17 protein-coding genes, 1 tRNA gene and 2 pseudogenes are annotated in these 20,527 nt (G+C 62.4%); 5 read left to right on the top strand and 15 right to left on the bottom strand.

Annotation, left to right across the window (positions count from 1 at the left end; translation table 11 throughout):
* Positions 1 to 305 precede the first annotated feature (305 nt).
* Positions 306 to 2,960 carry a TonB-dependent receptor gene (locus tag ACZ1G8_RS10895; RefSeq protein ID WP_472679414.1) on the top strand — a complete coding sequence of 885 codons (2,655 nt, stop codon included), beginning with the start codon at positions 306 to 308 and terminating at the stop codon, positions 2,958 to 2,960.
* Positions 2,961 to 3,045: 85 nt separating this feature from the next.
* A complete protein-coding gene (locus tag ACZ1G8_RS10890; RefSeq protein WP_472679413.1) occupies positions 3,046 to 5,013 on the top strand; it encodes a tetratricopeptide repeat-containing sulfotransferase family protein in 1,968 nt (655 codons plus the stop codon).
* A 111-nt stretch (positions 5,014 to 5,124) separates the two neighbouring features.
* On the opposite strand, the pseudogene ACZ1G8_RS10885 reads toward ACZ1G8_RS10890, so the two are convergent.
* The 10 genes and pseudogenes from ACZ1G8_RS10885 to ACZ1G8_RS10840 all read right to left on the bottom strand — a co-directional run bounded on the left by ACZ1G8_RS10885 (position 5,125) and on the right by ACZ1G8_RS10840 (position 13,291).
* Positions 5,125 to 7,061 (bottom strand): annotated as a pseudogene (locus tag ACZ1G8_RS10885) (potassium transporter Kup).
* Between the two features lie 119 nt (positions 7,062 to 7,180).
* On the bottom strand, positions 7,181 to 7,828 hold the full coding sequence (locus ACZ1G8_RS10880; RefSeq protein ID WP_472679412.1) for a tetratricopeptide repeat protein: 648 nt from the start codon (positions 7,826 to 7,828) through the stop codon (positions 7,181 to 7,183).
* Positions 7,825 to 8,229, bottom strand: coding sequence for a cytochrome c-type biogenesis protein (locus ACZ1G8_RS10875; protein WP_472679411.1), 405 nt, complete (start codon positions 8,227 to 8,229; stop codon positions 7,825 to 7,827). The genes ACZ1G8_RS10880 and ACZ1G8_RS10875 overlap by 4 nt, the downstream gene beginning before the upstream one ends.
* Positions 8,226 to 8,753, bottom strand: a complete 528-nt coding sequence (locus tag ACZ1G8_RS10870; RefSeq protein ID WP_472679410.1) for a DsbE family thiol:disulfide interchange protein — start codon at positions 8,751 to 8,753, stop codon at positions 8,226 to 8,228. The genes ACZ1G8_RS10875 and ACZ1G8_RS10870 overlap by 4 nt, the downstream gene beginning before the upstream one ends.
* Positions 8,750 to 10,705, bottom strand: a complete 1,956-nt coding sequence (locus ACZ1G8_RS10865; protein ID WP_472679409.1) for a heme lyase CcmF/NrfE family subunit — start codon at positions 10,703 to 10,705, stop codon at positions 8,750 to 8,752. The genes ACZ1G8_RS10870 and ACZ1G8_RS10865 overlap by 4 nt, the downstream gene beginning before the upstream one ends.
* The gene (ccmE, locus tag ACZ1G8_RS10860; protein ID WP_472679408.1) at positions 10,702 to 11,163 is read right to left on the bottom strand and encodes a cytochrome c maturation protein CcmE; all 462 of its coding nucleotides are present in this window, start codon (positions 11,161 to 11,163) and stop codon (positions 10,702 to 10,704) included. The genes ACZ1G8_RS10865 and ccmE overlap by 4 nt, the downstream gene beginning before the upstream one ends.
* Positions 11,160 to 11,315, bottom strand: a complete 156-nt coding sequence (locus tag ACZ1G8_RS10855) for a hypothetical protein (RefSeq protein WP_472679407.1) — start codon at positions 11,313 to 11,315, stop codon at positions 11,160 to 11,162. Before ACZ1G8_RS10855 ends, ccmE begins: the two co-directional genes overlap by 4 nt.
* On the bottom strand, positions 11,315 to 12,037 hold the full coding sequence (gene ccmC, locus ACZ1G8_RS10850; protein ID WP_472679406.1) for a heme ABC transporter permease CcmC: 723 nt from the start codon (positions 12,035 to 12,037) through the stop codon (positions 11,315 to 11,317). The genes ACZ1G8_RS10855 and ccmC overlap by 1 nt, the downstream gene beginning before the upstream one ends.
* A gap of 57 nt (positions 12,038 to 12,094) precedes the next feature.
* Entirely contained in the window at positions 12,095 to 13,159 is a 1,065-nt protein-coding gene (locus ACZ1G8_RS10845) for a Leu/Phe/Val dehydrogenase (protein WP_472679405.1), read from the bottom strand.
* Between the two features lie 55 nt (positions 13,160 to 13,214).
* Positions 13,215 to 13,291 (bottom strand) — tRNA-His (locus ACZ1G8_RS10840).
* 194 nt (positions 13,292 to 13,485) lie between these two features.
* Between ACZ1G8_RS10840 and ACZ1G8_RS10835 the strand changes: the two genes are divergently transcribed.
* The 3 genes from ACZ1G8_RS10835 (at position 13,486) to ACZ1G8_RS10825 (ending at position 14,928) form a co-directional block, all read left to right on the top strand.
* On the top strand, positions 13,486 to 14,121 hold the full coding sequence (locus tag ACZ1G8_RS10835; RefSeq protein WP_472679404.1) for a prolyl hydroxylase family protein: 636 nt from the start codon (positions 13,486 to 13,488) through the stop codon (positions 14,119 to 14,121).
* Entirely contained in the window at positions 14,115 to 14,543 is a 429-nt protein-coding gene (locus ACZ1G8_RS10830; RefSeq protein WP_472679403.1) for a GFA family protein, read from the top strand. Before ACZ1G8_RS10835 ends, ACZ1G8_RS10830 begins: the two co-directional genes overlap by 7 nt.
* 67 nt (positions 14,544 to 14,610) lie before the next feature.
* Entirely contained in the window at positions 14,611 to 14,928 is a 318-nt protein-coding gene (locus ACZ1G8_RS10825) for a TraR/DksA family transcriptional regulator (protein ID WP_472679402.1), read from the top strand.
* Positions 14,929 to 14,991: 63 nt separating this feature from the next.
* Here ACZ1G8_RS10825 and rpmE read toward each other — a convergent pair whose 3' ends face one another.
* From rpmE to rseP, 5 genes and pseudogenes are all read right to left on the bottom strand, one after another.
* Positions 14,992 to 15,219, bottom strand: a complete 228-nt coding sequence (gene rpmE / locus ACZ1G8_RS10820) for a 50S ribosomal protein L31 (RefSeq protein ID WP_221428819.1) — start codon at positions 15,217 to 15,219, stop codon at positions 14,992 to 14,994.
* A 94-nt stretch (positions 15,220 to 15,313) separates the two neighbouring features.
* The gene (gene fabZ / locus ACZ1G8_RS10815; RefSeq protein ID WP_472679401.1) at positions 15,314 to 15,766 is read right to left on the bottom strand and encodes a 3-hydroxyacyl-ACP dehydratase FabZ; all 453 of its coding nucleotides are present in this window, start codon (positions 15,764 to 15,766) and stop codon (positions 15,314 to 15,316) included.
* Positions 15,767 to 15,792: 26 nt separating this feature from the next.
* A complete protein-coding gene (locus tag ACZ1G8_RS10810; RefSeq protein WP_472679400.1) occupies positions 15,793 to 16,476 on the bottom strand; it encodes an OmpH family outer membrane protein in 684 nt (227 codons plus the stop codon).
* Positions 16,476 to 19,242: pseudogene (bamA, locus tag ACZ1G8_RS10805) on the bottom strand (outer membrane protein assembly factor BamA). The gene ACZ1G8_RS10810 and the pseudogene bamA overlap by 1 nt, the downstream one beginning before the upstream one ends.
* A gap of 136 nt (positions 19,243 to 19,378) precedes the next feature.
* Positions 19,379 to 20,527 (bottom strand): RIP metalloprotease RseP, encoded by a 1,149-nt coding sequence (gene rseP / locus ACZ1G8_RS10800; RefSeq protein WP_472679399.1) that lies wholly within the window; start codon positions 20,525 to 20,527, stop codon positions 19,379 to 19,381.

Here is a 20,527-nt window from a genome sequence, read left to right as displayed (position 1 = left end):
GCAACTACTTTCCGTGCTACGAGGTTGGTACAAAATATAGATTGCATAAACGCAATATAGATCGGGCCAGACTTTCCTACTCAGTTCTTGTATTTCTATAATCAAAATCAATAGTTGATTCTGTGTTGATTTAGCAACATCACCCGTTTGATTGGGAAGATTCCAGCCCGCCCGGTGGCCGCATTCATTTTCCTCCCCTATCGATTTCGTCGAGCGGGAATGAGAGCGATCTCATTCTTGTCTGAGCAACACCGCACCGATCAGGCGCGGTCCGAAGAGAAAACGGTCGGGGGAATTTTCCAGCCATGAAGAAATTCGTCAGCGGCGCGTCCGCAAGCGCGCTCGCCATTGCCGTCGCAACGCCGGCATTCGCCCAAGATACCACGCAGGAACCCGCAGCGGAGCCCCAGCGTGAAGGCGGTGTCCAGACCATCGTCGTTACTGCGCAGAAGCGCAGCGAAGACCTTCAGGACGTGCCGGTGTCGGTCGCCGCTATCGGCGCGGAAGAGCTCGACGAACTCGCCGTAGACACATTCGAGGATTACCTCGAACAGCTACCGACGGTTACCGCAGGCGGCAGCGGCCCCGGCCAGAGCACGATCTACATCCGCGGCCTCGCCTCGACCACGCCGAACCTGACCACTGCCGGCGTCGCCGGTCTCGCGCCCAACGTCGCGCTGTATCTCGACGAACAGCCGCTCGCGCAGCCGGGCCGTAACCTCGACGTCTACGCAGCTGATCTCGAGCGCATCGAGGTGCTGTCCGGTCCGCAGGGTACGCTCTTCGGCGCCAGCTCGCAGGCCGGCGTCGTCCGCCTGATCACTGCCAAGCCCGACCTTTCCGGCTTCGACATGAGCGCCGATGCAGGCCTCTCGTTCACCAAGGGTGGCGAGATGAGCTACAAGGGCGAGGTCATGGTCAACCTGCCGGTGTCGAACACCATCGCGCTGCGCGCGGTTGCCTATTACGACCACCAGGGCGGCTATATCGACAACGTCCCCGGCACGCGTGACGCCAGCGAAAGCGCCCGCTTCCGTCCTGCCGGCACGGTCCGTTCCAACGGCGTTCCGGTAAATGCTCTGCGCGGCGGCTTCCAGGCCGGCGCTGACCTGTCGAACGTTACTTTCATCGCGGCAGACAACGCTGCGCTCGTGGAAGATGACTTCAACGACACCAGCTATGCCGGCTTCCGCGCCACCGCGCTGTGGGAAGTCACGCCCGACTGGAAAGTATCTGTCGCGCACACGCGCCAGGAAGTCGAAAGCGATGGCGTGTTCTTCGCCGATCCGGAGCTCGACGGTCTCGACGATCTCGAAATCCAGCGCTTCGAGGAAGACCGCCTGGAAGACGAATTCTCGAACACCAGCTGGACGGTCGAAGGCCGCCTCGCGATGCTCGACCTCGTCTACACCGGGGCCTACACGGACCGTACGACCGACCAGCGCGTCGATTACTCGGACTATCTTTTCGTCGGCCAGTACCTGCCATATTACATCTGCGACGGCTCGGTTAGCTATCCGGGCGCTGCCGCCCCCAGCGGCACCTGCCAGGCTCCCAACCTCTACGTCACGTCCTTCAGCGAGACCGAGGTCTTCACCAACGAGTTCCGCTTCAGCACCCCTTCGGACAACTGGATCCGCACCACCGGCGGCGTATTCTTCTCCGACCTGGAGCTGAAAGAGCGCAACGACTTCGCCTATCCGGGTAATGTCCTTGCGGAGCCGTTCGGACCCTTCGCGCCGAACTTCCCGCAGGCGGGCTATACTTCGCTTGACGGTCCGTTCCCGGCCGAAACAATCTTCCGCAACGACATCCGCCGTACCGACAAGCAGTTCGGCATCTTCGGTGAAACCAGTATCGACATCATTCCGGACCTGCTCACGATCACCGGCGGCATCCGTTACTACAACATCCGCGTCGACTTCGAAGGCAGCGCGAACGGCAGCTTCTGCAACAGCGGCGCCGCACAGGATGCCAACGCGTTCGGCACCAACATCAACGACCTGTATGACGGCGACGGTTCGTTCACCTTCATCGGATCGTGCAACCCGGCGCTGCGCCAGACCTTCACTCTGGCCGACTCCCTTGCCGACATCCAGGCTGCGGGTCTCAGCGCATCGCAGGCCCAGGCGGTCTTCAATGCAGTGCGCGCACCCGACGAGGCGAAGGCCGAAGGCGTGATCTACAAGGGCACGCTGACCGTCACGCCGACGCCCGACCTGCTGTTCTACGCGACCTATTCGGAAGGCTTCCGTCCGGGTCTTCTCAACCGTCCGGGCGGTGCCACCAACGGCGCCGGCTTCGTGGTTCCCTTCGAACTCGATACCGATGAGGTGAAGAACTACGAACTGGGTTGGAAGACCGAGCTATTCGACGGCCAGATGCGCTTCAACGGCAGCGCCTTCTACGTCGACATCAGCCGTCTCCAGACGACCATTTTCGATCCCTCGATCACCAATCTGTTCTTCTCGGCCAACGCCGCGGATGCAGAGATCAGCGGTATCGAAGCGGACTTCACCGTGGCGCCCTACGCGCTGCCGGGTCTGACGCTCTCGGGTGCATTCTCGATCCTCGACACCGAGATCACCGAAGTGCTCATCCCGACCAGCGACGTCATAGCCGGAAGCGAACTGGCTTTCGCACCGTCCTTCCAAGGCAACCTCAGGGCGCGCTACGAATGGTCGCTGAGCAATGACTGGGAAGCTTTCGTCCAGCCGCAGGTTTCGCACTCGGCATCGAAGTTCACCGACGTCATCGAGATCAACAAGCTCGAGCTCGACAGCTACACCGTGTTCGACCTCTCGGCCGGCGTGAAGGGCGAGCAGTGGAGCTTCGAACTGTTCGGCGACAATCTGTTCGACGAGCGCGCACAGATCTCGGGCAACTTCGTCAACGATCGCCCGCGCATCACCACCAACCGTCCGCTGACGGTCGGCCTGCGCGTGGGCTTCGACTACTGACGCTGAGCTTCAGGTAGAGACACCGAGCGGCGGGAGCGGGCCAAGGCCATCGCTTCCGCCGCTTGTCTTTGTTAGGCGCACTTGCATGAGCACACGCGACGAATCCCTCTCTGCTGCGCAGAAAGCCCTGCAAACGGGCGATTTCGGTCGCGGGAAGGAGCTCGCGCTTGCGCTGCTGGGTGACGACGCCGGTGATCCCGAGGCGCTTTACATGGCCGCGGTCGCTTCACGCTATCTCGGCCGGTTCGGTGAAGCGGAAAGCCACCTCGCCGCGCTGCACCAGGCCATGCCTGAATATGGCAGGGCGTGGCAGGAGGCAGGCCACCTCGCCAAGGCTCAGGGGCACCGCGATGCGGCTATTGCAGCATTTGCCAATGCCACGCGCTTCAATCCCGCGCTCGAGGCAAGCTGGCGCACCATGGCAGGCCTTCTCGCCGAGGCCGGGAGAACCGCTGAGGCACAGGCCGCCGAAGCGCAGGCTCAGCGGATCAAAACGCTGCCGCGCGAACTGGTGGCAGTGACCCACCATCTCCACGAAGGCCGTCTGCTCCGGGCAGAGGAAATCTGCCGCCATTACCTTCGCGCGAACCCCAAGAGCGTCGAGGGCATGCGCCTCCTCGCCAAGATCGGCCTGCAGCTGGGCATTCTCGACGATGCCGAATTCCTGCTCGACAGCGCAGCGGCGTTCGAGCCCGATAACGTCCAGGTCAGGCTCGACTATATCGACGCGCTGCGCCGCCGCCAGAAATACGAACAGGCACGCGAGGAAGCAGAGGCGCTTTACGCGCGCGATCCGGACAACCCGCTGTTCCAGTCGCACCTCGCGATCGAGAGCATGCAGACCGGCGACTACGAGCGCGCCTTCGATCTGTTCGATGCAGTTCTCGCCAAGCTACCCCAAGACCCGGCCACCCTCACCAGCCGCGGCCATGCGCTGAAGACCACCGGCAGGCAGGAAGAGGCAGTCGGAAGCTATCGCGCGGCCTTCGCGGCGAAACCCGATCACGGCGATGCCTATTACGCGCTCGCCAATCTAAAGACATATCGCTTCACGGACGAAGAGATCGCGGCAATGCGCGAGCAGCTGGAAAAGTCCGGCCTCGCCTTCATGGACCGCGTCCACCTCTCCTTCGCGCTCGGCAAGGCGCATGAGGATCGCGGCGAATATGAAGACTCCTTCCGGCACTACGATGAGGGCAATTCCCTCAAGCGAGCGCAGACCCGCTACAGCGCCGATGTCATGAGCGAAGAGCTGGCGAAGCAGGCTGAGGTTTGCACGCCCGACCTTTTCGACGCGCATGCGGGCGCGGGCCATTCTTCGCCAGACCCGATCTTCATCGTCGGTCTTCCGCGCGCGGGATCGACGCTGCTCGAACAAATCCTCGCCAGTCATAGCCAGGTCGACGGCACGCTCGAGCTGCCCAATATCCTCGCGCTCGCGCACCGGCTTCGCGGCCGTAAGGCAGGCCAGTCACGCTACCCACAGGTGCTCGACGACCTCACCCGCGAGCAGCTTGCACAGTTCGGCGAGCAGTTCATCGAGGACACCCGCATCCACCGGCAGGGCGCGCCCTTCTTCATCGACAAGATGCCGAACAATTTCAGGCACATTGGGCTGATCCACCTGATCCTTCCCAACGCCAAGATCATCGATGCGCGCCGCGCGCCGATGGATTGCTGTTTCTCCGGCTTCAAGCAGCTCTTCGCGGAAGGTCAGGAATTCACCTACGGGCTGACCGAAGTCGGGCGATACTATTCGGACTACGTCGCATTGATGGACCATTGGGACCGCGTCCTGCCGGGCAAGGTCCTGAGGGTGGATCACGAGGATGTGCTCGATGACCTCGAAGGCCAAACCCGCAGGATGCTCGAATATTGCCGGTTGCCGTTTGAAGAGGCATGCCTTGAATTCCACAAATCCGATCGTGCAGTGCGCACTGCCAGCAGCGAACAGGTCCGCCGCCCAATCAACCGCAGCGGGCAAGATGCATGGAAGCCATACGAACCGTGGCTCGATCCGCTCAAGGAAGCTCTAAGCTTTTCCGAAGAATAAGCCTCTGCGCAAAGAGCCCGTTTCCTAAGGGAATTAGTCGGTGCTATCGCTTGCTTCTTCGGACGTCCGCAATCGGGTCGTGAGCAGAACGTCCGCTTTTCGCCCAAATCTCTAAATCTCGACCTGGCTGCCCAGCTCGACCACGCGGTTGGTCGGCAGTCTGAAGAAGTCCATCGCTGTCGCCGCATTCCTAAGCATCCATGCGAATATCTTCTCGCGCCAGATGGGCATGCCCGGCTTGTCGCTGGGCAGCAGAGTCTGGCGGCTGAGGAAGAAGCTGGTGTGCATCATGTCGAACTCGCCGCCGCAGCGTTCCATTTCCTTCAGCCCCTGCGGCACGTTGGTTTCCTGCATAAAGCCATAGTGAAGCACGGCGCGGTAGAAACCGTCGCCGAGGTCGTGGATTTCGCAGCGCTCGTCGGCATCGACATAGGGCGCATCGGCGATCAGCACGGTCAGGATCACCACGCGTTCGTGGAGCACCTTGTTGTGCTTGATGTTGTGCAGCAGCGCGCTGGGCACGCCCGCAGTCTGGCTGGCCATGAAGATGGCGGTGCCGGGCACGCGCGTGGCGGAGTTCTTGGCGCTCTTGGCGAAGATTTCGATGGGCAGCGCGGTTTCGTGCATGCGCTCGCGCATCAGCTTGCGGCCACGCGCCCAAGTGGTGAGCAGCGTAAAGGCGATGAGGCCCACTACCAGCGGGAACCAGCCGCCGTCGGGCACCTTGAACAGGTTCGCCGCGAAATATGCGCCGTCGATGATCAGGAAGAAGATGACGACAGGTGCCGCGTACCACCACTTCCACTTCCACACGCCCACGAACAATACGCCCATCAGCAGCGTGTCGATGGTCACCGCACCGGTCACAGCAATGCCGTAGGCGCTGGCGAGGTTGGACGAGCTCTGGAAGGTGAGGACGAGGATGATAACCGCGACCATCAGCGCCCAGTTCACGACCGGGATGTAGATCTGGCCCGCTTCGGTTTCGCTCGTGTGGCGGATCGACAGGCGCGGCATGAAGCCCAGCTGCATTGCCTGGTGGGTAATGCTGAAGGCGCCCGAGATCACCGCCTGGCTGGCGATGAAGGTGGCGACAGTCGCAAGGATCACGAGCGGCAGGCGGAATTCCTCGCTCGCCAGAAGGAAAAGGGATTCTTCACGACTTCGGCTGCCTGCTCGGGTGGCAAGCCCGCAATCATCGCGCCCTGGCCGAAATAGTTGAGCAGCAGGCACGGCATGACGAAGCCGAACCACGAAAGGCGCATCGGGCCGCGCCCGAAGTGGCCCATGTCAGAATAGAGCGCTTCCGAACCCGTCACCGCCAGGACCACCGCGCCCATGGCGAGGAAGGCGACGAAGCCGTCGGTCACGAAGAACATCACCGCGTAATAGGGGTTCAGAGCCCAGAGGATGTCGGGGTTCTGGATGATCTGGTTGAGGCCGAGACCGGCAATGGTCGTGAACCAGATGATCATGACCGGCGCGAACAGCGCGCCGACCTTGGCTGTCCCTCTCTGCTGGAGAACGAAGAGGCACACCAGCAGCACGAGCGCGATCGGTATGACGTAGGACTGCAGGCCTTGGTCGACCACGGTCAGCCCCTCGACCGCAGAAAGGACCGAGATCGCGGGCGTGATCATGCTGTCGCCGTAGAATAGCGAGGTCGCAAAGACCCCCAGCAGGACTACCAGCCAGCCCCATTTGGACTTGCCCATGTGGCGGCTCAGCAGCGCGACCAGCGCAAGGCTGCCGCCCTGCCCCTTGTTGTCCGCGCGCATTAGGATGGTCACGTATTGCAGCGCAACCACGATGACCATCGACCAGAAGATCAGGCTGACGACGCCAAGGACGTGCATCCGGTCGATCGCGATATTCGCCGCACCGGCAAAGGTCTCGCGGAAAGCGTAGAGCGGGCTGGTGCCGATATCGCCGAAGACGATGCCGATCGCGCCGACTGCAAGCGCGGCTTTCGAGCCGCCATGGCCACCGCCATGCGAGGTATCACCGCCTGCGGGCGGTGCGGCATCCGGCGTGCTGGCCGTGCTCATATGGTGGCGTTTTCCTGCCGCATGGCGTCCAAAACCTGCATCTGCGGGGCTATCCCCCGTGCAAGGTCGCGGCGCTTAGCACCAAGGAAGGGCCACCGCAACACAAGCGAGGCTGGCGCCTAATCGCTTGTCTCTTCGCGGGGCGGCGCTATGCCGAGCATTGCATCGAGCCTCAGGAGGCGCAGCGCCAGCGATTCCCGCCAAGGCGCATCCGCGGGTGCATTCTCGAGCGCCTGGATCCAAAGTTCGCGGGTGCGTACGGGCTGCCCGGCACGAAGCCACGAAAGGCCGAGGAAATAGCGAGCACCGCCATTCGATCTGTCGAGAGCTTCGGCGCGCTCGAATGCGTAGAGTGCAGCGGGGGTGAGATTGCCCTCGCCATGCTCGACGAGTGCTATACCGAGGCCCAGCCAGGCCTCGAGATCGCCCGGGTTCTCCTCGGTCGCGCTGCGATAGAAGCCGGCGGCCCGTTCGAAGTCTCCGCGACGGGCGAAGCCGTCACCTGTCATGATCCAACGCGATGGCAGCTGCGAGCTGTCGAAATATTCGCGGCGCGCATTGACCAGCAGCTCGCCGTCGACCGGCTGCTCGGCCGAAAGCGCACCCGGCGAAGCGGACTGGCCGGGCGAGCCCTGAAGGCCGTAGCCGGCAAGGCCGAACAGCAGTGTTGCGCCGAGCAGAGACCAACCGCCCTTCCCTACCTTCAGGAGGAGGACCGCAGCGCCAAAGGTGATGGCAGCAAGGCCGATGATGGCAGCCCAGCTCATGCGCGCTTCCTGAAACGGCGCCAGAAGATCGCTGCAGCGATCAGCGCCAGCAGCAGCGGAATGGCGAACAAGGGCCAGGTCGATGCACTCATCACCGGTTCGTAGCTAACGTAGTCACCGTAGCGCTGCATCAGCCAGTCGCGGATTTCATCCGGCTCCTCGCCCGCCGCAATCCGGATACGGACCTGGTGGCGCATGTCGCCAGCCATGGGAGCATCGCTGTCGGCAATCGACTGCGACTGGCAGGTAAGACAGCGCAGCGTTTCCATCAGCTCTTGCGCCTGCGCTTCCTGCAAAGGATCATCGAGCTGGCGATAAGCATAGGGTGCAGGCGGCAACGTCTGCTGCGCGGCGAGCGGGAGTGCGGCCAGTGCCATGAGAAAGCCTGCGAGAAATCTCATTCTCCAGCCTTGCGCAATTCTTCGAGCAGCACCGGCACGTCCGAGGCGCGGATGTCGCCGATATGCTGGTAACGGATCTTGCCTTCGCCATCGACGACAAAGGTTTCGGGTACGCCTGAAGAGCCGATTGCGAGCTGCACTTCGGACAGGTCGTCGCGGCCGATCCGGCTGTAGGGATTGCCGTGCTGCGAAAGGAAGCGTTCGATATCCTCGGGCCGGTCGCGGATCGCCACGCCGACGATTTCGGCGCCTTCTTCCTTCAGCGCTTCCAGCTGGGGCGCCTCGGCGATGCAGGGCAGGCACCAGCTCGCCCAGATATTCAGCAGCTTGGGACCGCCTTGCTGGAAATAGGCGCTGTTGACTGCAGGATCGCCCTCGAATGCACTTGGGAGTTCGAAATAGGGCAGCTCATTGCCCACCATCCGGCTTTCGATGGTCTCGTCCTTGTCCTGCGTAAGCTGGTAGGCGGCAAGGCCCAGAAAGCCTGAAAACAGCATGAGGGGTAGCCAGAGTCGCCAGCTCATCGGACGGTCTCCATCTCGAGGCGACGTGCGTCACCTTTCCGTTTCGCCGAGCGGCGGCGAAGATCGCTGCGGACCCGGCCTATCAACGCGAGGATACCCCCCAGCGCAATAAGTATGCCGCCGTACCAGATCAGCGTAACAAGCGGCTTCCACCACAGGCGCACCTGCCAGCGGCCATCGGGGGCCTGCGTGCCGATGACGGCATAAAGCTGCCCGTTCCAGCGGGTCAGGAGCACGCTCTCCGCGGTTTGTTGCGCGGGTGCCCAGAAATTGCGCGATTGCGGCGTAATCTCGACCAGCTCGCCGCCCGAATAGCTTGCCGCCATGCGGCCCGACAGCGCCGTCCAGTTCGGGCCTGCGACCGGCTCGACTGCCTCGAGCGTGACTTCCCAAGGGCCAACCTGGGTAACACCGCCCTCGCCCAACGCAGCGAGCTTCTCCGTCGAGAAAGCGCTTTCACTGGCCATGCCGAGCAGCGAAACCGCGAGGCCGAAATGCGCAAGCACCATGCCCCATAGAGATAGTGGTGCGCGGCGCAGGCTTCGCCCCTTCAGCGGAAGGAAGCTGGCAACGCCCAGCGCAATGGCGAATGCGAGACCGAGCAGCGGCAGGATCGCGATTTCGGCAAGCAGGCCGAACATCACCAAGGCCGCAAGCAGCAGCGCGACTAGCAAGGCGATTTCCTTGGATATCCGTCCCCAGCTGTCGCGCCGCCAGCGAAGTAGCGGGCCCACAGCCATGATCGCCAGCATCGGGAACACGAAAATGGCGCTGACCGGATTGAAATAAGGCGGTCCCACGGACACGCGGACATCGAATGCTTCGGTCAGAAGAGGGTAGAGCGTGCCGAGCAGCACGACGGCAAGGATCGCGCTCAGCATCACATTATTGACCACCAGTGCGCCCTCGCGGCTCGCCACCGAGAAGCGTTCCCCCTCGCTGATGGAGCCTGCACGCAGGGCGAAAAGAAGCAGCGCGCCGCCGATGTAGATCGCGAGCAGGAACAGGATGAAGCTGCCACGCTCGGGATCAACAGCAAAAGCATGGACACTGGTCAGCACGCCCGAGCGAACGAGGAAGGTGCCGAGCATGCTCATGGAGAAGGCGACCACGCCGAGCATGATGGTCCAGACGCGCAAGGCATCGCGGCTGGCAAGCACGCTCGCCGAATGGAGGAGTGCAGTTGCCGCAAGCCACGGCATGAGCGAGGCATTCTCGACCGGATCCCAGAACCAGTAGCCGCCCCAGCCGAGCTCGTAATAGGCCCAATAGCTTCCGGCCGTGATCCCTAGCGTGAGGAACACCCATGCTCCGAGGATCCAAGGACGCATTGCCCGGGCGAAGTCAGGCGTGACCTGCTTGGTGAGCAATGCTCCCAAGGCGAAGCTGAAGGCGACCGAAAGTCCGACATAGCCGATATAGAGCGTGGGCGGATGGAAGGCGAGGCCGATATCCTGCAGCAGCGGGTTGAGGCCCAAACCCTCCGCAGCGGGCTGCGCGAGGCGCTCGAACGGGTTCGAGGCGAGCAGCAAGAAGCCGTAGAAGCCGAGAGCGACGAAACTCTGCGCTGCAAGCGTCGCTTGCATCGTCTTTTCTGGCAGGCGGCGCTCGACGGCCGCGATCAGGGCGCCTGCAAGCGCCATGACTGTAACCCAGAGCAGCATCGAACCCTCGTGATTGCCCCAGGCACCCGATAATTTGAAGATCATCGGCTTTGCAGTGTGAGAGTTGGTGGCAACCAGTTTCACCGACAAGTCGGTGATCGCGAAGACCCAGAGCAACGCGGCAAAGGATATCGCTACCAGGCCGCCCTGGAGAATGGCCGCCGGACGGGTCAGCCGCGCGATTTCGGCGTCGGCACCCGCGCGCTGCGCCAGGAGCCCTCCCACGAGTTGCAGGACGGCAAGCGCGGCTGCAAGCCACAGCGCGGCAAGACCGATTTCGGCGATCATTCAATTCCTATCGTCGTCTCTCGCGCCATTTCGGCAGCCTGATGCTCGTCCATGTCCTGCAATTCGCGGGGGACGTAATTTTCGTCATGCTTGGCGAGCAGCTTGTCGGCCTCGAAGGTGCCGTCCGCTGCCAAACGCCCTTCTGCAACGACGCCCGATCCCTCTTGGAAGAGGTCTGGCAGGATGCCCGCAAAACGTACGGGTACCGCAGAATCCTCACGCCCGGTCACCGTGAAAGTGACCGTGATACCATCTGCCAGCATTTCGACCGTGCCAGGCGCGACCATGCCGCCAAGGCGGACGGCTTGCCCGATCTGAGGCGGGTCCGCCTGCATCTGTTCGGGAAGGTAGAAATAGCTCGCCTGGTTGCGCAGCGCGTAGGCGGCGAGCAATCCGGCGCCGACAAGCGCAATCAACGCGAGAACCACGAGAATGAGCCGCTGATGTTTTGCCTTCATTTGCCCAATCTCGAACCCGAACGAACCTTCTCGCGGCGTGCTTCGGCGCGCTTCATCGCGACCCAGCTCCACGCCATCATCGCGAGGGTCGCACCAATGCCCACGGCATAGGCTCCGTAAACGAAAAGCCACTGGTCGAGCGCCTCACGCATCAATCGGCCTCCATGGCGCGGCGACGTAGCCGCGCTTCCGCTTGGATATCCGCGAGCAATGCTCGCATTCGCGCCAGCACCACGCCGCCGAAGATGAGCGAAAACCCGATCACGGCGACGAGCAGCGGCGCAAGGAATACGCCGTCGATCGCGCTTTTACCCACCGTGATGCTGGGCGGCTGGTGGAGCGAATTCCACCACACCACGCTACGGTTTATGATGGGTATGTTGATTGCCCCGATCAAGCCGAAAATGGCAGGAATCCGCGCCGAAACACCCTCACGCTGTGCAGCCTGCGCGAGCGCGATATAGGCGATGTAGAGGAAAGCCAGCACCAGCATCGAAGTGAGACGTCCGTCCCATACCCACCAGGTGCCCCAGGTCGGCCTGCCCCAGATCGAACCGGTGGCAAGGCAGACGAGAGTAAACACGAGGCCCGGCACGGCAGCTCCGCGCGCGGCGATGGCTGCAAGCGGATGTCGCCAGACGAGGAATACGAGGCTGGAAATGGCGATCGCGGTCCAGCCGCCCATGCCCAGCCATGCCGTAGGGACATGGATGAAGATAATGCGCACCGTCTCGCCCATGAGGCGATCGGGCGGGACCTGCGTGAAACCCCAGAAGAGCGCCGCCGCGGTGAGGAAAAAACCGCTGACAAGCAGGAGTGGCGTCAGCCACCCTGCAAGGGCTAGGAAGCGTTTGGGATTGGCGAAACCGTGCATGTGTGTGAGCCGTCGCTGCCAGCCTATTGCAGCCCCTGCCCCCTGCTGCAAGGTGGATTAGCGCCCGATGAGCTCCTTGGCCATCTTGTCGGCGACCTGGTCCGGAGAAACGCCGGTCTTGTCACTCTGCTCCCAGATCTGCTCGAGACGGCCCGGGATCAGCGCGATGCGCTTGCGCACCTCGTTGATGTCGCAGGGCGCGCCGTCGTTCCGGCACAGGTACTCGAGCGTTACCGAGATGATGCCGCCGGCGTTGATGACGTAGTCCGGCGCATAGAGAATGCCGCGCTTGGCCAGCATCGGGCCGTGCTCGGGGCGCTTCAACTGGTTGTTAGCTCCACCAGCGACGATCTTGCAGTCGAGGCGTGCCACACCCTCGTCATCGAGGATCGCGCCGAGCGCATTGGGCGAGAAGACGTCGCAGGCGACCGACATAACGGCATCGGGGGCCGCCGTATCGGCTCCCAGCTCGGTTGCCAGCGCTTCGCAGCGGTCCTCGTGGATATCCGAAAGGGTGAGTTTGGCGCCTTCCTTAGCGAGCAGGCGTGCAACGCCGCCACCGACGCTGCCGGTGCCCTGGATCGCCACGTGGACGCCTTCCATGCTGTCCTTGCCGAGCTTGTGCTTAACCGCGGCCTTGATGCCGAGGAAGATGCCGAGCGCGGTGAACGGACCCGGATCGCCGCCGGCTGCATCCTCGCCGTCGACCGGAAGGCCGGAGACGTACTGCGTGCGCTGTGCGACGGCCGCCATGTCGGCTTCTGAGATGCCGACGTCTTCGGCGGTGACATACTGGCCGCCGAGTGCTTCGACCGCGTCGGCGAATGCAGCGAGCATTTCCGGCGTCTTGGTCTTGTTCTCGTCAGCGAGGATGACTGCCTTGCCGCCACCCATCGGAAGGCCGGCCATGGCGTTCTTGAAGCTCATGCCGCGCGACAGGCGCAGAGCATCGCGCATTGCAGCTTCGGGCTCGGCATAGTGCCAGAAACGGGTGCCGCCCGCGCCCGGGCCGAGATGGGTCGAATGGAGCGCGATAATCGCAGTGAGGCCGCTCTTCGGGTCGCGCACGAGCTGGACAAGCTCGTGATCGTCGTAATCCGCTTCGGTCCAGAATGCAGTCATCGGTCTCGTCGCCCCCTTGAAAGGTAACTTGTGACCCGGTGCAGCATAGAGAAAATGGGGCGATCGACGGGGTTCGAACCCGCGACCTCCGGTACCACAAACCGGCGCTCTAACCAACTGAGCTACGATCGCCACACGCCCCCGGAACGCTGCCGGGAAGGCGGCACATATACGCGAGAGGCAGGCCGTCAACCCGCCTTGCGCAACGGCGCGTGCCTGTTGCACAACAAGGTTCAAATGGGAAGTGAAAAAGCGCAGGCAAGCCAACTGGCGCAACTTTCTTTCTCGCCTTGCGACAGCGCCTTGAGGCTCTATCCTGCCTTGCCATGACCGGACCTGGCGAATCTTCCGCGCAAATGCTGCTTGCGAAACCGGGGGTACAGCGGGTTCCCACAGACAAACTCGAGCTCTTCCAGCTGCGCGATTTCGTTGGCGAGGTCCTGCGCGAAAAGATCATCTCGCTGATCGAGAAGGATCGTAGGCCGTCCACTCTCGCCGACGAAGGCGACGATCGCTATTTCCGCACGAGCGAGACATGCGACCTCGATGCCGAGGAACCGGCCGTCCGCGAACTGGAAGCAATGCTCGCCGCGCTCAACGGGATCGACCCCGCCTATGGCGAGCCCTTGCAGGGCCAGCGCTACGATGTCGGGCAGGAGTTCAAGCCGCATTGCGACTACTTCAATCGCGATGGTCAGGACTGGGAGAAATATTGCTCGGTCGCGGGCCAGCGGACCTGGACCTTCATGATCTACCTCAATGATGTCGAGGCTGGCGGTGCGACCCGTTTCAAGGCGGTGAAGAAGACCTTCCAGCCCGAGGCGGGCAAGCTGGTCTGCTGGAACAACATGCGGCCCGACGGTCGCGAAAACCCAAACACGATCCACCACGGCATGAAGGTCCGCAGAGGCGTCAAATACGTGATCACCAAGTGGTACCGCGAAAGGCCTTGGGGATGGTGAATTTCGAGGAAGGCAAGGCCTACGAAGGCGGCTGCCACTGCGGCACCGTGCGGTTCAGTGTCACCATGCCCTCCGATCCGCTGATCCGGCGCTGCAACTGCACGATTTGCGCGATGAAGGGCGTCGTCATGATCGACGTGCCAATGTCGACGCTGACCATCACGCAGGGCGAGGACAAGCTTACGCTCTACACTTTCGGCAGCGGGGCGGCGAAACATCGGTTCTGCTCGCGCTGCGGTATCCACCCCTTTCACCAGCTGCGCTCCGAACCCGACAATTACGGCGTGAACCTTGCCTGCCTCGACGGGATTTCGGTCTACGACCTGCCCGACGTTCCGGTTTTCGACGGTCAGAACCATCCGGGCGACGGCAATGATTACTCTTATGTCGGGACGCTGCGTCTCGACCGGCACAGCGATTGATCCAGATCAAGTCGTAGCCGCGAGCCTACTGTTATCATGGCCTCCCAAGAGCGATGGAGAGGCACGAATGACCGAATATGGCAATTTCCGCAAAGCGCTGGAGCAACGCCTCGCAGCGCTGCTCGAACGCGCCGAAGTGATCGAGGACGACCTGCGCCAGCCGCTGGACGCCGATTTCAGCGAACAGGCGATAGACCTGGCCGACGATGAAGCGCTCGAAGGCGTGGACGAAGTATTGCGCCACGAGATCGCGCAGATCCGCCATGCCCTGAAACGCATCGAGAGCGGGACCTACGGGACCTGCAGCCAGTGCGGGAAGGATATCAGCAAGGGTCGTCTGAAAGCACGCCCGATCGCGACTCGCTGCATCGACTGCGCCAGCTGATCGCCCAAACGAAAAGGGCGGCCCCGCGGGACCGCCCTTGAATTCGGTATGTCTCGAAGAAGCTTATTTCTTCTTGAGCGACAGACCGCCGAAGCGCTTGTTGAAGGCTGCAACGCGGCCGCCTTCCTGAAGCTGCTGCTTGCCGCCGGTCCATGCCGGGTGGCTGGTCGGGTCGATGTCGAGAGCGAGCGTGTCGCCTTCCTTGCCCCAGGTCGAGCGCGTCTGGAATTCGGTACCATCGGTCATCTTGACCGTGATCATGTGGTAATCGGGGTGACCTTCGGCCTTCATTGTAAACGTCCTTCTAGCTTCGGAGCGGTTCCGACCGGTCCAGCTGTTTGTGGAGAAGGCGCGCGGTTAGCGCCGCGCGCGGAAATTTGCAACCCTATTCGGGTGCGTCGGCGATCATCGCCGTGAAGCTGACTTCGCAAGTGACCTTGCCATCGACGCTCGCCTTGCCGGCGAACTTGCAGACACGGGCGCGCTTCTGGACGAACTCGGCTTCGAGGTCGAGCAGCACGCCGGGCGTTACCGGGGCGCGGAATTTCGCATTCTCGATCGCCATGAAATAAACCAGCTTGCCCGAACCAGCGAGACCGAGGCTTTCGACTGCGAGCACGCCGGCAGCCTGCGCAAGCGCCTCGATCTGGAGCACACCGGGCATGATCGGTGCGCCGGGAAAATGCCCCTGAAAGAAGTCCTCGTTGAAGCTGACCGCCTTAACTGCGTGGATGCGCTCGTCGACGACGAGTTCCTTCACGCGGTCGACCAGAAGCAGGGGATAGCGATGCGGGAGGCGCTTCAACACCTCGACGACGTCGAAATCGGTCTCGCTCATCTGCTATCCCCCTTGTTTTCTGGAACTCAGCGGCCGGTCGGCTGTGCCGGCTGCTGCTGTTGCTGCTGCTGCGCTGCCTGCTGCTGGCGGGCCGCGATCAGGCGGATCTGCTGGACCTGCTGATAGGCGCCAACCGACTGCTGCGAAGGCTGCCAGCCCTGCGGCGGCGTGACCTGCACGGCCGTCGGCGCGGCGTTCATCGCGTCAAGAACCTTCTGGTTGATGTTGGCTGTCGGGTTGGACCAGATGGTGGCATCGGGCGAGAGCACGGCAACGATGTTGTTCTGCGTGATCACCGACTGGAGCGCGGTGGCATACTGCTGGAGGACCTGCTCGACAGCGTAGACGCGCGCAGCATCGACCTGGTTGGAAAGCTGTGCGAGTTCCTGGTCAAGCGTCTGGACCTGCTGGGCCTGCGGCGCTGCCTGATAAGCCTGCATCTCGGTTTGATTGAGCTGGCCGTCACCATCGGTGTCGAACGGCTGGACCAGCGTCTGGCGCTGCTGGCTCTTCTGCTGGAGCTGCGTGATCTGCGAAGCGTAGGTGGTGTTCACCTGCTGGAATGCAGTGTTCAGCGAGTTGCTGAAAGCGATCGTCGCCGGAGCATTCGCAACGGCGATGTTGCCCGAAACCTGCGCCGCTGCAGGGGTGGCGGCAATGGCCGCGCCCATGAGGCTCGCGGCAGCGAGGGTCTGCTTGAGAAGTTTCATTAGAATTGTGTTCCTACGTTGAAGGACAAGGTCTTGGTGTCGTCACCCGGCTGCTTTCTAACAGCGTGCGATAGATCGATCCTGAACGGCCCGAAGGGCGAGTTCCAGTTGACACCAATGCCTACGGTGATGCGGGGGCTGGGGCTGTCGCCGAGTAGCACCTCGCGATAGAAGCTGTCGGGCGCGATGACCGCGGTATTCGGGTCGCCCAAAGCGTTGAATTCGTTGGTCGACTGCAACGCTTCCTGAAAATCGTCGCTCGGATCGTCGGGAGTGTTGTTGTCGTTGATGATCGGGTTGAGGTCGGCATCGAACTGCAGTTCCTCGAACACCGGCAGACCGCCGAGCGTACGAGCCTGGAAGCCGTTCGGGAAATCGCCGAGCTGCGGGCGGTCGATCGCGAAGAGCGAACCGACATCGGCCCAGATCGACGGGCGCAGGCCCATCTCACGAGCGCCCGAACCGAGCGGGATCTCCAGCTCTGCACGGCCGAGATAGTAGGCGCGACCACCCAGTGCATCGTCGAAGCGCGGATTGTCGACGCTGCGGAAGTCCTCGATAGTCTGCAGCGTGCGCGGCGTGGTCGGATCGTTGTCGAGGTCTTGATATGCAAGACGGACTACGCGCGGTCCGAGACCGCGGATATCGAAGCCGCGGAACTGCGCCTCGCCAAGGAAGAAGCGGTCGGTCAAGCGGACATCATCGAAGCCGGGCGCTGCGCTGTCTTCCAGCGCATGGATCCATCCACCCTCGATATTGGCCGAGAAAATGAACCCGCTGCCTAGCGGGAACCACTTGCCCATGTTGGCGCGCATACGGGCATATTTCACGTCGCCGCCGAGGCCGGCCACTTCGCCGGTCACCGAGATACGCTCGCCGCGCGTGGGACGCAGGCGGCTATCGAGCGAGATCGTAGTTGAGCGTCAGGCCCACGATCGACGAGGTGCGCTGGCCGACAGCTTCGCAGACGAAGCGCGAGCTGGTGCACTCGAGAATGCCGTCGCCGTCGAAATCGCTGAAGTTGCCGCTTCCGATCGTCACGTCTTCATAGTTGAAGGTGTAGCTGCCGATCAGCGCCATGTATTCGCTCAGCGGCACACCCGCGCGCATCTGGAAGCCGGTGGTCGCCTGCTTGTAGCGGTTGAAGCTGGTGGTGAACCGCTCGTTGTCGAATTCGCGGTGATACACGTCCGCGCCCATCGAGATGTTGCGGTCGAAAACATAGGGGTCGGAGAAGCTGATGTTCGCCGAGCGCGAGAAGCGCGAATAATTGACGCTCAGGCCGATGGTCTGGCCGCGGCCGCGGAAGTTGCGCTGTCGGATCGAGCCCGCCAGGATGAACTGCTCGATCGACGAGAAGCCTGCCGAAAGCTGCAATTCGCCGGTCGGCTGTTCTTCGATATTGGCCTCGAGCACGATGCGGTCGGGAGCGCTCCCCTCGACCTGCGAGATTTCGAAGTTTTCCTGGAAGAAGCCCAGCGACTTGATACGCGCTTCCGAGCGCTTGATCGCGAGGCTGTTGAACGCATCGCCCTCGGCCACGCGGAATTCGCGGCGTACGACCTTGTCCTGCGTCAGCGTGTTGCCGTTGACGTCGATGCGCTCGACATAAACGCGCGGTGCTTCTTGCAGGATGAAGGTGACGTCCATGGTCAGGTCGTCGGGGTTGCGGCGGAAATCGGGGCGCACGTCGGCAAAGGCATAGCCGAAGGTACCCGCGAGGTCGGTGAGCTGCTCGACCGTGTCCTCGACGCGCTTCGCATCGTACCAGTCACCTGTCTGCATCGGCAGGCGCTGGCTCATCGATTCGCTGTCGAAGTCGCGCAGCTGGCTGTCGACCTTGACCTCACCGAACTTGTAGCGCTCGCCCTCTTCCACCACGTAAGTGATGATGAAGTCTTCCTTGTCGGGCGTGAGCTCGGCCACGGCGGAAACGACGCGGAAATCGGCATAGCCCTGGGTCAGATAGAAAGTACGCAGCTGCTGCTGATCGAAGGCCAGGCGGTCGGGGTCGTAGCTGGTGTTCGAGCTGAGGAAGGTCAGCAGGCGCGCTTCCTTCGTGACCATCTCGCCTTTCAGATCGCCGTCGGAGAACTGTTCGTTGCCGATGATGTTGATCTGGCGAACCTTGGACTTGGGGCCTTCGTTGATCTCGAAGACGATATCCACGCGGTTCTGGCTCAGCTGGACGAGCTGCGGCTCGACCGTCGCGGCGAAGCGCCCCTGGCGCTTGTAGAGTTCGAGGATCCGCGACACGTCGGCACGAACCTTCGAGCGGGTGTAGATCTGGCGCGGCGCAAGACGGATCTCAGGGATGATCTTGTCGGCTTTGATGCGCTCGTTACCCTCGAGAAGGATACGGTTGATCACCGGGTTTTCGACCACGGTGATAACGACATTGCCGCTTTCGTTGACGACGCTGACGTTCGAGAACAGCTCGGTGGCGTAAAGATCCTTCAAGACTTGGTCGCCGGCAGCCTGCGTGTAGGCGTCGCCCGGCCGCAGGCGAATGTAGGAGAGGATCGTCTGGGGCTCGAGGCGCTGCGCTCCGGCGACCGCGATCGTCCGGACGACGTCCTGTTGCTGGAGCGTGGCTGGCTGCTGGTCCTGACCCTCGTCCTGAGCGCCGGAGGCGGCAGTCGCATCGGCGTCCTGCGCTAGGGCCATTGCCGGCATCGCGCCGAGAACGGTTCCGGCCAGCAGGCCGGCCATCACGCGCTTGCTGCGCATTTTCGCTTCGCTTGCGGAAGTCGCAAATCCAGTCATCGACAAGGGAATTCCCGTCCTCAAATAATCCATCGACCCGCCCACGCTGAGGCCAGATGGCCCCCTGCCCGATGCAGGCCGCCCAATCAAGCCGTGTGACACCCGTTACGGATGGAGCAACCGGCCCTGTCCCCGCCTAATTCCCGAAGAAGGGAAGTTTGGCGATATCGATGAAGGTGACGAAAACCATCAAGGCGAGCACGAGTGCCACGCCGGCCCTGTAGGCCACCTCCGTCGAGCGGGGTCCCAAGGGCTTCCGGCGGATTGCCTCTGCCGCGTAGAAAGCCAGGTGCCCGCCGTCGAGTGCCGGGATTGGCAGGAGGTTGATGAATGCCAAGTTAAGCGAAATCAGCGCCGCCAGGTTGAAGAAGGCGAGCGGTCCGAGGCTCAGCTGTTCGCCCGCATACTTGCCGATCGTGACGGGTCCGCCGAGCTCTTTCACCGACCTTTCGCCGACCACGATCTGCTTGATCCCGGTCACCATCATATCGACCAGCATGCCCGTCTGCTGGAGCGAAAGCTGGGTCGACTGGATGAGGCCGACGTCCTCGTAATCGTAACGCGACTGCTCTGCGGCCGCAGTGATACCGATCAGGCCGATCGTGCCCTTGTTGCCGAAGCGGTCTTCCTGCTCCACCGAATAGGTGCGGACCGGGAAGACCATTTCCTCCCCGTCGCGCTCGATACCGATGTCGAGAACGGTGTTGGGATAGAGCTGGACCGCGCGGATCAGCTCCTGGAACCCGACGACCGGCTCTCCGTCGACCGAGACGATCTTGTCGCCAACCTCGAGACCGGCGGCAGGTGCAGCCGATTCCTCGGAGAAAGAACCAATAGTCATCTGCTCTTCGACGTTCACCGGTACCGGCTTTCCGAACATCATAAAAAAGCTGATGAAAATCGCCAGGGTAACGAGGATATTCATCGCCGGACCGGCGAAGACGATCAGGGCGCGTTTGCCGAGCGAGGCATGGTGGAAACTGCCGTCTCGCTCTTCGGGCGTGGCGTTCGCTGCAGCATCAGGATGCGGGATGCTCGCCGGATCCATATCTCCCTTGAACTGGACGTAACCGCCGAGAGGCAAGGCGCTGATTTTCCAGCGGGTGCCGTGACTGTCGGTCCGGCCCCAGATCTCCTTACCGAAGCCGACCGAGAAGGCTTCCGCCTTCACGCCGAACCAGCGTCCGACGAGATAGTGGCCGAGTTCGTGCAGTGTCACCAGCGGCCCCAGCAGCAGCGGGAAGCCGATGATGTAGTAAACCCAGATGGGGATCGATCCGTCCAA

The organism is Qipengyuania sp. BR81-2 (genome assembly GCF_055693895.1).
The sequence above is the reverse complement of the archived record's forward strand: the minus strand, read 5'-3'. Positions and strand labels throughout refer to the sequence as shown.